The organism is Allobosea sp. TWI1241 (genome assembly GCF_039673065.1).
GTDB lineage: Bacteria > Pseudomonadota > Alphaproteobacteria > Rhizobiales > Beijerinckiaceae > Allobosea.
In genome coordinates, this window is the sequence record NZ_JBDJKW010000002.1 from 446,860 (window position 1) to 457,877 (window position 11,018).

The following is an 11,018-nucleotide window of genomic DNA, read 5'->3' on the forward strand; positions in this document are numbered from 1 at the left end:
TGTCAAAATATGACACGGGCAAGGCGGGGAGAGGAACCGCCGCCGGGACCGCCGCCCCTGCCCTGCGCGGGCGAAGCCTGAACCGGCGCAGGGGCACGCATCGCCACTGGGGCGAGCGGCATCGACGGGCGTGGCTGGCGGCGCAAGTCCCTGCCGACGCACGCCAATCCGCCGCCCGGTCAGCGCCAGCTACTAGCGCGGCGAGCGGACCACCTGCATGTCGAGCTCGCGGATCTTCTTGCGCAGCGTGTTGCGGTTGAGCCCGAGCAGCTCGGCCGCGCGGATCTGATTGCCGCGCGTCGCCGCCAGGGCGGCGGCGATCAGCGGCGGCTCCACCTCGCGCAGGATGCGATGATAGAGCCCGGGCGGCGGCACCTGGTCGCCGAAACCGCCGAAATACTGGCCGAGATGGCGCTCGACAGCGGCAGAGAGAGTCTCCGAGCGGTCGGGCGCCGCAGCCGTGCCGGGGGTCGACTGGGCGGCGGAGGCCGGCTGCAACTCGGCCTCGACGATCGGGGCCGTGATGGTTTCCTGGGGATAGAGCGCGGCGAGGCGGCGCACCAGGTTCTCGAGCTCGCGGACATTGCCCGGCCAGCGATAGCGCCGCATGACGTCCATCGCTTCCGAATCGATCTGCTTGCGCGGCAGGCCTTCCTTCTCGACCAGCGAGAAGAAATGCCGGACCAGATCGGGAATGTCCTCCACCCGCTCGCGCAGGGGCGGCAGGCGGATCGGCACGACGTTCAGGCGGAAGAACAGGTCCTCGCGGAACAGGCCGTGCGCGATCGAGATGCGCAGGTCCTTGTTGGTGGCTGCGACGATGCGGACATGGGTCTTGATAGGGGTGCGACCACCGACCGTGGTGTACTCGCCCTGCTGCAGCACGCGCAGCAGGCGGGTCTGCGCCTCCATCGGCATGTCGCCGATCTCGTCGAGGAAGAGCGTGCCGCCCTCGGCCTGCTCGAAGCGGCCGGAGGAGCGGGTCAGCGCGCCGGTGAAGGCGCCCTTCTCGTGGCCGAACAGCTCGGACTCGATCAGGTCCTTGGGGATCGCCGCCATGTTGATTGCGACGAAGGGGCCATTGCGGCGCTTGCCGTAATCATGGAGCGCGCGCGCCACCAGCTCCTTGCCGGTGCCCGACTCGCCGTTGATCATCACGGTGAGGTCGATCGGCATCAGGCGGGCCAGGGCGCGGTAGACGTCCTGCATGGCCGGCGAGCGGCCGATCAGCGGGATGTCCTCCTGCTCGGCGATCGGGTTGCGGGCGGCGTCGCCGCGCGGCCGCGACAGGGCCCGGCCGACGATGGCCACCAGCTCCTTTAGGTCGAACGGCTTGGGCAGGTACTCGTAGGCGCCGCGCTCGGAGGCCTTGATCGCGGTCATGAAGGTGTTCTGCGCGCTCATGACGATGATCGGCAGCTCGGGGCGGACCCGCTTGATGCGGGGCAGCAGGTCGAAGGCGTTACCATCGGGCATCACCACGTCGGTGATGATCAGGTCGCCAAGGCCCTGCGCCGCCCAGGTCCAGAGGGTTGCGGCCTGCCCCGTCGTGCGGACCTCGTAGCCGGCGCGGGCGAGCGCCTGGTTGAGGACCGTGCGGATGGCCGCATCGTCGTCTGCGATGAGAATGTTTCCCGTAGGCATGCCGCTTCGCGTCTCGCTCTATGTCACCCCTGCCGGCGCTCGCGCGCCTCGTGCAGGGGCAATCGGATTCGAAATGTCGTGCGCCGCGGGACGGAATCGCATTCGACGATTCCACCGTGATCGCCGACCACCTTGGCGACGAGTGCAAGTCCAAGGCCACTGCCCTGCGCCTTGGTCGTCACGAAGGGGTCGAAGAGGTGCGCCTGCAGGTCGGGCGGCACGCCGGGGCCGTTGTCGCGGATGCCGATTTCCAGCGGCAGGGCCAGCCGCGCCTGCGATCCCGGGGCCTGCATGCGGATTCCGGGGCGGTAGGCGGTGGTCAGGGTGATCTCGCCGTCGATCGCGTCGGAGCCGATCGCTTCGGCCGCGTTCTTCACCAGGTTGAGCAGCACCTGCACCAGCTGGTCGCGATTGCCCGAGACCGGCGGCAGCGACGGATCGTAGACCTCGGTGAAGCGGATGTGCCGGGCGAAGCCGGACTGGGCCAGCCGCTTCACATGGTCGAGCACGTCGTGGACGTTGACGGGGCCGCGTTCGCTCGGCCTTTCGTCGCCGAAGAGCTCGACGCGCTCGACCAGCTTCACGATCCGGTCGGCCTCCTCGCAGATCAGCTGGGTCAGTAGCCGGTCGGAATCCGGCACCGATGATTCCAGCAGCTGCGCGGCGCCGCGAATGCCCGACAGCGGGTTCTTGATCTCGTGGGCCAGCATCGCGCCGAGCGCGGTTATCGAGCGGGCTGCTCCTCGATGCGTCAGCTGCCTGTCCATTTTTTCGGCAATTGTCCGTTCCTGCAGCATCAGCACGACGGCCTCGCCATGGCCGGGCAGTGGAGAGGCGAAGACGTCGACCACCCTCTCGCCGCCGAGGCGCGGCGATCCGAGCTCGAGCCGGTACTCGCTGACGCTGGCGCCGCGCCGCTGCACCTCCTCGACCAGCGAGAGCACCGGCGAGCCGAAGGCGACCAGATCGTCGAGCGTCTGGCGCTTGAGCACCACCGCGCTCGCCTGGAAGAAATCCTCGGCGGCGGTGTTGGCGTAGAGCACGCCCTGCCGCTCGCCGATGACCAGCACCGGCATGGGCAGCACGTTCAGGGTCTGGATCTCGATCGCGTCGAGCAAGGCTTCGCTCTCCGCCATATCGCCGAACAACGCCATCGTCATACGCAACCTCTCCGTACAGTCAGGCGGCGGCGCCGAGGCGCTCCGTCGCGAACAACCGGCCCAGCGCGGCGAGCGCGCGCGCCGGGTCGTCGGTGGTCAGAAGCTCGCGCCGGGCCCGCTCGTCCGGCGCGAAGCCGGCGGACAGCGCCTCGTCGGCATAGGCTGCGAGATGCTTGCGGGCATGGCGGACGCCGGTCTCGCGGCCGAGCAGCCCGACCAGCCCCTCGTAATGCTCGCAGGCGACCGCGTGGATTTCCGCGGGACCGACGCGCGGCGGCTCGCGCCCCGCGAGTTCCGCGCCGATCGCCCCCGGCAACCAGGGCCGCCCGAGCGCGGCCCGGCCGACCATGACGAAATCGGCGCCCGACTGGGCGAGGCAGGCACGCGCCTGCTCGACGCTCGCGATGTCGCCATTCGCGACCAGCGGGAAATCGCCCGCCTCGCGCACCGGGCGGATCGCAGCCCAGTCGGCCTGGCCCTTGTAGAACTGCTGGCGCGTGCGGCCATGCACGGTGATGGCGGCGGCGCCGGCCGTGACCGCGCGGCGCGCGAGTTCCGGCGCGTTGCGGCTGGCGTCGTCCCAGCCGAGGCGCATCTTGACCGTCACCGGCACCTTGACCGCGGCGACCACCGCCTCGACCAGGCCGAGCGCGTGGTCGAGGTCGCGCATCAGGGCCGAGCCGGCCCAGCCGCCGACGACGCGCTTGGCCGGGCAGCCCATATTGATGTCGACGATGTCGGCGCCGGAGCCTTCGGCGACCTGCGCCGCCTCGGCGAGCCAGCGCGGCTCGCAGCCGGCGAGCTGGACGACATGGGGCGCGACGCCGCTGCCCTCGGCGCGCAGGCGGGCTTCCTCGCTGCCGCGCACCAACTCATCGGAGGCGATCATCTCGGACACCACCAGCCCGGCGCCGTAGCGCGCGGCGATCCGGCGCATCACCACGTCGGTGATGCCGGACATCGGCGCGAGAAACGCGGACGAGGCGGGAATCAGCCCGCCGATCCCGATCACGGCCACACCCGGCTTTGATGAATTTTCCATCATGCCGATTTATTGGACATTTGGTGCGCTGCGCAAGTGATTTCCGAGCAATACCGCAGCGCAACATGCGCGGCGCCGGCTCAGGAACTCGCCTCTCACGGCCCCGCGCCCCCCTACGCCGAATGCCTATTTGGCGATCCGCGCCGCTGGCTCTATCACCGCGCCAGACGCAGGAACCGCCGGCTTTCGATGACACATGCCTTCGCCGCCCTGATCGTCGCCGCCGGCCGCGGATTGCGGGCCGGAGGGGCGACGCCGAAGCAATACCGCGCCATCGGCGGCGAGCCGGTGCTGTGCCGCGCGCTGCGCCCCTTTCTCGATGCGGCGGCGATCGGCCCGGTCATCGTCGTCACCGGCCCGGGCGACGAGCCGCTCTATCGCGACGCGCAGAGCCGCCTCGCCGGCGCGAACACCGGCAAGCTGCTGCCGCCCGTGCTCGGCGGCAACACGCGCCAGGCCTCGGTCCATGCCGGCTTGCGGGCGCTGGCGGCCGCCGGCTTCTCCGGCACGGTGCTGGTGCACGACGCCGCCCGCCCCTTCCTCGCCGCCGATCTGCTCGGACGCGCCCTCGAGAGCGGGCGCCTCCACGCCGCCTCGGTGCCGACGCTGGCGGTTACCGACACGATCAAGCAGATAGACGATGGCGGCACCATTGCCGCCACGCTGCGGCGCGACCGGCTGGCCGCGGTGCAGACGCCGCAGGTCTTCGCCTTCGCCCCCTTGCTGGCGGCCCATGAAGCGGCGATCGTCGCCGGCGAGACGGGCTTCACCGACGACTCGGCCATCATGGAATGGGCCGGCCATGCGGTAGCGACCTTCGCCGGAGACCCTATGAACCTGAAGCTGACCCATCCGGGCGATTTCCTGGCGGCGGAGAACAGCCTCGGCATGGCGCTCGTCTCGCGCACCGGCATCGGCTACGACGTCCACGCCTTCACCGAGGGCGACCATGCCTGGATCGGTGGCGTCCGCATCGACCACGACCGCGGCGTGCTCGCCCATTCCGACGGCGATGTCGGGCTGCACGCGCTGACCGACGCCCTGCTCGGCGCGCTGGCCGAGGGCGATATCGGCACGCATTTCCCGCCGAGCGATCCGCAATGGCGCGGCGCCTCGTCCGACCGCTTCCTCGCCTATGCGGCCGAAAGGGTCGCGGCGCGCGGCGGCCGGATCGACCTGCTCGACCTCACCATCATCTGCGAGACGCCGAAGGTCGGCCCGCATCGCGAGGCGATCCGCCGGCGTATCGCCGGGATCTGCGCGGTCGGCGAGGCCAAGGTCAGCGTCAAGGCGACGACCTCCGAGCGGCTCGGCTTTACCGGGCGTCGCGAAGGGCTCGCCGCCATGGCCACCGCGACGATCCGCCTTCCCGACCAGGAGTAGCCGCATGACCGCGCTCGCGATCCGCTCCCTCGCCGCCGAACTGCTCAACATCTCGCGCGAGCGCGGCGTCACGGTCGCCACCGTCGAATCCTGCACGGGCGGGCTGGTCTGCGGCGCGCTGACGGCGATCGCCGGCTCGTCCTGCATGGTGCAGGGCGGGCTCGTGACCTATTCGAACGAGGCCAAGACCACGCTTGCCGGCGTGCCGCAGGCGCTGATCGCCGCCCATGGCGCGGTCAGCGAGCCGGTGGCGCGGGCCATGGCCGAGGGCGGGCGCGCCCGGCTCGGCAGCCGGCTGGCGGTCTCGATCACCGGCATCGCCGGCCCCGGCGGCGGCAGCGAGGACAAGCCGGTCGGGCTGGTGTATTTCGCCTGCGCCGGCGAAGGCGGCACGCTGCATCGCGAACGGCGCTTCGGGCCGCTGTCGCGCGACGAGATCCGGGAGCGCAGCGTGCTCGAAGCGCTCGACCTGCTGCGCGAGGCGGCGCTCACCCTGCCGTGAGCGGGGCCCGGCCGGCGCCGTAGATCGCGTCGGCACGCTTCTCGAAGGCCTCGGCGAAGCGGCGGAAGGCCTTGTCGAACATCGCGCCCATCAGCATGCCGAGCATGCGGCTGGCGAACTCGTAGGAAATGAAGAAACCGATCTCGCAGCCCTCGCCCTCGATCGGCCGGAAGGTCCAGCGGTTCTCGAGATAGCGGAACGGCCCGTCGACATATTCGACCAGGATCTTGAGATTGGCCGGATCGAGCGTCACCCGGCTGGTGAAGGTCTCGCGGATCGCCTTGTAGCCGACCGTCATGTCGGCGATCAGCACCTCGCCGCCATCCTCGCGCGGCGTGCGGCGGCGCACGACGAGCCCCTCGCAGAGCGGCAGGAACTGCGGATAGGTCTCGACATCCGCGACCAGCGCGAACATCTGCGCGGGCGTATGCTTCACCCGGCGGGTGCTGTTGAACATCGGCATCCGAAAGGCAGATCCTGGTTCCGTTTGATCAGGCGGCCCGGATGGGTGTCATTCCGGGGCGCGCCTTCGGCGCGAAACCGGAAGCCACGACCGGGCGAGCCCTTCATCGCGGTCCATCGAAGCGTCTCACCCGGTCGTGGGTTCCGGGCTCCTGCCTGCGGCAGGCCCCGGAATGACGAGGGGCTTGCAACCTCCTGCTCACCCGCCGATCTTCGCGGCCCGCGCCGCCTTCAGCCGGGCGAAGTCTTCGCCGGCATGATGCGAGGAGCGAGTCAGCGGCGTCGAGGACACCATCAGGAAGCCCTTCACATAGGCGATGGTCTCGAAGCTCTTGAACTCGTCCGGGGTGACGAATCGGATCACGGCGTGGTGCTTGCGCGAGGGCGCGAGGTACTGGCCGATGGTCATGAAGTCGACATTGGCCGAGCGCAGATCGTCCATCAGCTGGAGCACCTCGTTCCGCTCCTCGCCGAGGCCGACCATGATGCCGGACTTGGTGAAGATGGTCGGGTCGAGCTCTTTGACTTGCTGCAGCAGGCGCAGCGAATGGAAATAGCGCGCGCCGGGTCGCACCGTCAGGTATCGGCCGGGCACCGTCTCGAGGTTGTGGTTGAACACGTCGGGCTTGGCCGCGACCACGACCTCGAGCGCGCCGGGCTTGCGCAGGAAGTCGGGCGTCAGGATCTCGATCGTCGTGCCGGGCGACATGGCGCGGATGGCCCGGATCACCTGGGCGAAATGCTCGGCGCCGCCGTCCTTGAGGTCGTCGCGATCGACCGAGGTGATGACGACGTGTTCCAGGCCGAGCTTGGCGACCGCCTCGGCGATCTTGCGCGGCTCCTCATGGTCGAGCGGCAGCGGCACGCCGGTCTTCACGTTGCAGAAGGCGCAGGCCCGCGTGCAGGTATCGCCCATGATCATGAAGGTGGCGTGCTTCTTTTCCCAGCACTCGCCGATATTCGGGCAGCCCGCCTCCTCGCAGACCGTGACCAGCTTCTCGGCCTTCACGATCTTCTGGGTCTCGGCCCATTTCTGCGAGCCCGGCGCCTTGACACGGATCCAGTCCGGCTTGCGCAGGACCGGGTTCTCCGGGCGCTTCTGCTTCTCGGGATGGCGCAGTTCCGGCGCGGGCCGGGGCTCGGCCTTAGGGTTGCCGGCGTTGGGGCGCGGATCGCGGTTAAGCAAGTCGAGGACGACGGCCATGGGCGGGTCCATTGGTGATGGCCGCCGACGGGCGGCGGCCCAGTCCGTCCTAGCTAATGCCGAAGCCGCGCCCGGGCAACCCGCAGCGGCGCCGCATCGTCAGCTGCGCGCGGCGCGCCAGATCACAATTAGCAGGCAGGCGCCGGCGATCGCGGCGGTGAGCGTGCGCCAGAAGCCGAAGATCGGGATCTCCAGCAGCTCGGCCAGGCGGCTGCCGATGAAGGAGCCGGCGACGCCGACCAGCATGTTGGTGAAGAGCCCGTGATCAGAGGAGGTCACCCGTTCGGCGATCCAGCCGGCGAGCACGCCGATCAGCAGCGTCATGAAGAAGCCGTAGCCCGGCGTGCCGAGCGCGGCGACGATCTGGTTGTCCATGGAATGCTTGCCCCTGCCGTTCACGGCGGGCAAAGACGGCCCGCCAGCCCGACAACGCGCCGGGTCGAAACCGGTTCCCTCAGGCGATGAAGCGCGCCAGCAGTACTACGACGACCGCGCCGATCACCGCCATCGCCATCGAATCCAGGAAACGGTAGCCGGTGGAGGCGCGCCAGCCGGTGACGCCAACGATGCCCTGCCCCACCAGCATGCCGAGCAGCCCGACGACGGCATGACGCAACAGCCCGCCGCCGCCCACGACGAAGCTCGCCAGGAAGCCCGCGGCGGTGCCGAAGGCGACCGGCGGCAGCAGGCGCGGCCAGTCCGGCGCGAAGCTGCGCGCCGGCGGCAGGATCTCCACCTGCTCGTCGGGCACGATGCGGTCGGGCTTGCGGGGGCTTCGGGGTTTGCGGGCGCGCGTCATCGGCCGGATATGGCCCGTCCGGCCGCCGATTGCGAGCGCTCCGTCAGGCGATCAGCCGCGCCAGCAGCACCACCACGATCGCGCCGATGGTCGCGGTGACGATCTGCGAGACGAGCGGGTTGGAAATGCCGAGATTGATGCCGGCCGCCGCGAGCAGGAAGCTGCCGACGAAGGCGCCGATCAGGCCGGTGATGATGTAGCGGACGAGGCCGCCGCCACCGACGACGATGCTGGCGAGCCAGCCCGCCACCGCACCGATGGCGATTGCGACGAGGATTGCACGCATATCCATGATGAGCCTCCAGACGGCGACGACGCGACGATCATGAACTCAACGTGCGGAAGAAGGAAATGGCGGCCCGTTCCGACAGGCCGCCTCCCTGCTTCTCAGGCGTTCAACACCTTGCCATAGGCGTCGAGCACGGCCTCCTTCATCGTCTCCGACAGGGTCGGATGCGGGAAGATGGTGTGCATCAGCTCTTCCTCGGTGGTCTCGAGGTTCATCGCCACAACGAAGCCCTGGATCAGCTCGGTCACTTCCGGGCCGACCATATGCGCGCCGAGCAGCTTGCCGGTCTTGGCGTCGAACACGGTCTTCACCAGGCCGGAATCCTCGCCGAGCGCCACGGCCTTGCCGTTGGCGACGAAGTTGAAGCGGCCGACCTTGAGCTCGTGCCCGGCTTCCTTGGCCTTGGCCTCGGTCAGGCCGACGCTGGCGATCTGCGGGTGGCAATAGGTGCAGCCCGGGATCATCGCCTTTTCCATCGGGTGCGGATGCAGGCCCTTGATCGCCTCGACGCAGATCACCGCCTCGTGCTCGGCCTTGTGGGCCAGCATCGGCGGTCCGGCGACGTCGCCGATGGCGTAGACGCCCTTCACATTGGTGCGGCAGAGCCCGTCGATGGCGATGCAGCCGCGCTCCAACTTCACGCCGAGCGCTTCCAGCCCGAGATTTTCGACATTCGCGACGACGCCGACGGCGGAGATCATCCGCTCGGCCGTGATCGTCTGCTTGCCGCCCTTCTCGTCCTCGATATGGGCGGTGACGGAATCGGTGCCCTTCTCGACCTTGGTGACCTTGGTCGAGGTCAGGATCTTGATCCCCTGCTTCTCGAAAGCCTTGCGGGCGAAGGCGCCGATCTCGGCGTCCTCGACCGGCACGACCTGCGGCATGACCTCGACCACCGTCACCTCGGCGCCGAGCGTGCGGTAGAAGGAGGCGAATTCGATCCCGATGGCGCCCGAGCCCATGACCAGCAGCGACTTCGGCATCTTCGGTGGGACAAGCGCCTCGAAATAGGTCCAGATCAGCTTGCCGTCAGGCTCCAGCCCGGGCAGAACGCGCGGGCGGGCGCCGGTCGCGACGATGACGTGGTCGGCGGTGTAGGTGCCCTCGCCCTTAGCGTTCTTCGGCGGCGGCACCTGCGGCTGCATCGCCGGCTTCTTGGTCGGCGCGACGACGACCGTGCCGGGCTTCGTCAGCTTGGCCTCGCCCCAGATCACGTCGACCTTGTTCTTCTTCATCAGGAACTGGACGCCGTTGTTCATCCGCGCGGCGATCCCGCGCGAGCGCTTCACCACGGCCTCCAGATCGGCCTTGAACGTGCCTTCCAGCGTCAGGCCGTAATCCTTAGCGTGCTGGCCGTAATGCAGGATCTCGGCCGAGCGCAGCAGCGCCTTGGTCGGGATGCAGCCCCAGTTCGAGCAGATGCCGGCGAGATGCTCCCGCTCGACGATCGCCGTCCGGAACCCGAGCTGCGCGGCACGGATCGCCGCGATATAGCCCCCGGGACCGGAGCCGATCACGATGATGTCGTAGTCACTCATGGCGAACGCCTCGGGTCTGCCCGCCTCGTCGATCGGCGGTGTTGACGGTTCGGGGCAAAGGCCCCGGTTTCGATGGAAGGCCGGTCAGGGACCGGCGATCCGCAAGGGAGGGCCGCCGGCGGGAACCGGCAGTTCCAGGATCTCCGCGACCAGCGGCGCCAGGGCCTGGCCGATCGCACGGGTGTTCGGCGCGTCGAGATGGATGCCGTCGGCGCCGGTCACCGTCGCGACCGAGGCCGCGTCGAAGAAGGCGACGCCGATCTCCTCGGCAATGCGCCGGTAGAAACCGGCGAGCTGTGCCGTCTTCTCGGGCGCGCCCTCCATGAACAAGGTCGCCTCGTGGTCCGGATCGTCGGGCATGCGCACCACCGGCGGCGAAACGATCAGCACCTGCGGCACCGGCATGCCGGGCTCCACCGGCGGGCGCTGCGCGACCTGGGCCAGCATGCGCATCGAGCGCGCCACGTCATAGGCGGCAAGCGAATGCTGGCGCTGGCAGTCGTTCGTGCCGAGCAGCAGGATCACCAGATCGAGCGGCGCATGGCATTCGAGGAAGAGCGGCAGCAGCGACATGCCGGAGCGATAGGGCCGCAACGGGTCTTCCAGCGCGATGCGCCGGCCGTTCAGCCCCTCCTCGATCACGGTCGCCCGTCCGCCGAGCGCCGCCTCCAGAACCCGCGGCCAGCGCACATCGTCGCCATGCCGATGCGGCCTGTTGGCGATGCGACCCCAGGTCAGGGAGTCGCCGAAGGCGAGGATGCGCGCCTGACGGGTCATGGAACCCTCACACCAGCATGGCCATGGGCTTTTCGATATAGCCCTTGAAGGCGGCGAGGAGTTCGGCGCCGAGCGCGCCGTCGACGGCGCGGTGGTCGGTGGAGAGCGTCACCGACATCACCGTGGCGATGGCGAGCTGGCCGCCCTTGACCACCGGGCGCTGCTCGCCGGCCCCGACCGCCAGGATCGTGGCGTGCGGCGGGTTCACGATCGCCGCG

At 69.4% G+C, this 11,018-nt stretch carries 13 protein-coding genes; 2 read left to right on the forward strand and 11 right to left on the reverse strand.

Annotated features, from left to right (window positions below):
* Positions 1–192: 192 nt before the first annotated feature.
* The 3 genes from ntrC to dusB are packed head-to-tail and all read right to left on the reverse strand — an operon-like array spanning position 193 to position 3,849.
* Positions 193–1,644: a nitrogen regulation protein NR(I) gene (ntrC, locus tag ABE438_RS05100; protein ID WP_346501446.1), complete on the reverse strand. Its 1,452-nt coding sequence runs from the start codon at positions 1,642–1,644 to the stop codon at positions 193–195.
* Positions 1,645–1,667: 23 nt separating this feature from the next.
* A complete protein-coding gene (locus ABE438_RS05105) occupies positions 1,668–2,780 on the reverse strand; it encodes a two-component system sensor histidine kinase NtrB (protein ID WP_346501474.1) in 1,113 nt (370 codons plus the stop codon).
* A 43-nt stretch (positions 2,781–2,823) separates the two neighbouring features.
* Positions 2,824–3,849 (reverse strand): tRNA dihydrouridine synthase DusB, encoded by a 1,026-nt coding sequence (gene dusB, locus ABE438_RS05110; protein WP_346501447.1) that lies wholly within the window; start codon positions 3,847–3,849, stop codon positions 2,824–2,826.
* Between the two features lie 186 nt (positions 3,850–4,035).
* Between dusB and ABE438_RS05115 the strand changes: the two genes are divergently transcribed.
* Together ABE438_RS05115 and ABE438_RS05120 are read left to right on the forward strand one after the other, a co-directional pair.
* Entirely contained in the window at positions 4,036–5,229 is a 1,194-nt protein-coding gene (locus tag ABE438_RS05115; RefSeq protein ID WP_346501448.1) for a bifunctional 2-C-methyl-D-erythritol 4-phosphate cytidylyltransferase/2-C-methyl-D-erythritol 2,4-cyclodiphosphate synthase, read from the forward strand.
* A 4-nt stretch (positions 5,230–5,233) separates the two neighbouring features.
* Positions 5,234–5,731 carry a CinA family protein gene (locus ABE438_RS05120; RefSeq protein WP_346501449.1) on the forward strand — a complete coding sequence of 166 codons (498 nt, stop codon included), beginning with the start codon at positions 5,234–5,236 and terminating at the stop codon, positions 5,729–5,731.
* On the opposite strand, the gene ABE438_RS05125 is transcribed toward ABE438_RS05120, so the two are convergent.
* The 8 genes from ABE438_RS05125 to ABE438_RS05160 all read right to left on the reverse strand — a co-directional run.
* Positions 5,718–6,194: a type II toxin-antitoxin system RatA family toxin gene (locus tag ABE438_RS05125; protein WP_346501450.1), complete on the reverse strand. Its 477-nt coding sequence runs from the start codon at positions 6,192–6,194 to the stop codon at positions 5,718–5,720. The genes ABE438_RS05120 and ABE438_RS05125 overlap by 14 nt on opposite strands.
* A 198-nt stretch (positions 6,195–6,392) precedes the next feature.
* Positions 6,393–7,397: a lipoyl synthase gene (gene lipA / locus ABE438_RS05130; protein WP_346501451.1), complete on the reverse strand. Its 1,005-nt coding sequence runs from the start codon at positions 7,395–7,397 to the stop codon at positions 6,393–6,395.
* 99 nt (positions 7,398–7,496) lie between these two features.
* Positions 7,497–7,772 carry a GlsB/YeaQ/YmgE family stress response membrane protein gene (locus ABE438_RS05135; RefSeq protein ID WP_346501452.1) on the reverse strand — a complete coding sequence of 92 codons (276 nt, stop codon included), beginning with the start codon at positions 7,770–7,772 and terminating at the stop codon, positions 7,497–7,499.
* 79 nt (positions 7,773–7,851) lie between these two features.
* A complete protein-coding gene (locus ABE438_RS05140) occupies positions 7,852–8,196 on the reverse strand; it encodes a GlsB/YeaQ/YmgE family stress response membrane protein (RefSeq protein ID WP_346501453.1) in 345 nt (114 codons plus the stop codon).
* A 43-nt stretch (positions 8,197–8,239) separates the two neighbouring features.
* On the reverse strand, positions 8,240–8,488 hold the full coding sequence (locus ABE438_RS05145; protein WP_346501454.1) for a GlsB/YeaQ/YmgE family stress response membrane protein: 249 nt from the start codon (positions 8,486–8,488) through the stop codon (positions 8,240–8,242).
* Positions 8,489–8,583: 95 nt separating this feature from the next.
* A complete protein-coding gene (gene lpdA, locus ABE438_RS05150; RefSeq protein ID WP_346501455.1) occupies positions 8,584–10,023 on the reverse strand; it encodes a dihydrolipoyl dehydrogenase in 1,440 nt (479 codons plus the stop codon).
* An 84-nt stretch (positions 10,024–10,107) separates the two neighbouring features.
* Positions 10,108–10,800 (reverse strand): SGNH/GDSL hydrolase family protein, encoded by a 693-nt coding sequence (locus ABE438_RS05155; protein ID WP_346501456.1) that lies wholly within the window; start codon positions 10,798–10,800, stop codon positions 10,108–10,110.
* 7 nt (positions 10,801–10,807) lie between these two features.
* On the reverse strand, positions 10,808–11,018 hold a 211-nt coding region (locus ABE438_RS05160), incomplete at its 5' end, for a 2-oxo acid dehydrogenase subunit E2 (RefSeq protein ID WP_346501457.1).

Coding starts and splice junctions, on each gene's coding strand:
- ntrC (WP_346501446.1), bottom strand. CDS start 1,644: ATGCCTACGGGAAACATTCTCATCGCAGACGACGATGCGGCCATCCGC.
- ABE438_RS05105 (WP_346501474.1), bottom strand. CDS start 2,780: ATGGCGGAGAGCGAAGCCTTGCTCGACGCGATCGAGATCCAGACCCTG.
- dusB (WP_346501447.1), bottom strand. CDS start 3,849: ATGATGGAAAATTCATCAAAGCCGGGTGTGGCCGTGATCGGGATCGGC.
- ABE438_RS05115 (WP_346501448.1), top strand. CDS start 4,036: ATGACACATGCCTTCGCCGCCCTGATCGTCGCCGCCGGCCGCGGATTG.
- ABE438_RS05120 (WP_346501449.1), top strand. CDS start 5,234: ATGACCGCGCTCGCGATCCGCTCCCTCGCCGCCGAACTGCTCAACATC.
- ABE438_RS05125 (WP_346501450.1), bottom strand. CDS start 6,194: ATGCCGATGTTCAACAGCACCCGCCGGGTGAAGCATACGCCCGCGCAG.
- lipA (WP_346501451.1), bottom strand. CDS start 7,397: ATGGCCGTCGTCCTCGACTTGCTTAACCGCGATCCGCGCCCCAACGCC.
- ABE438_RS05135 (WP_346501452.1), bottom strand. CDS start 7,772: ATGGACAACCAGATCGTCGCCGCGCTCGGCACGCCGGGCTACGGCTTC.
- ABE438_RS05140 (WP_346501453.1), bottom strand. CDS start 8,196: ATGACGCGCGCCCGCAAACCCCGAAGCCCCCGCAAGCCCGACCGCATC.
- ABE438_RS05145 (WP_346501454.1), bottom strand. CDS start 8,488: ATGGATATGCGTGCAATCCTCGTCGCAATCGCCATCGGTGCGGTGGCG.
- lpdA (WP_346501455.1), bottom strand. CDS start 10,023: ATGAGTGACTACGACATCATCGTGATCGGCTCCGGTCCCGGGGGCTAT.
- ABE438_RS05155 (WP_346501456.1), bottom strand. CDS start 10,800: ATGACCCGTCAGGCGCGCATCCTCGCCTTCGGCGACTCCCTGACCTGG.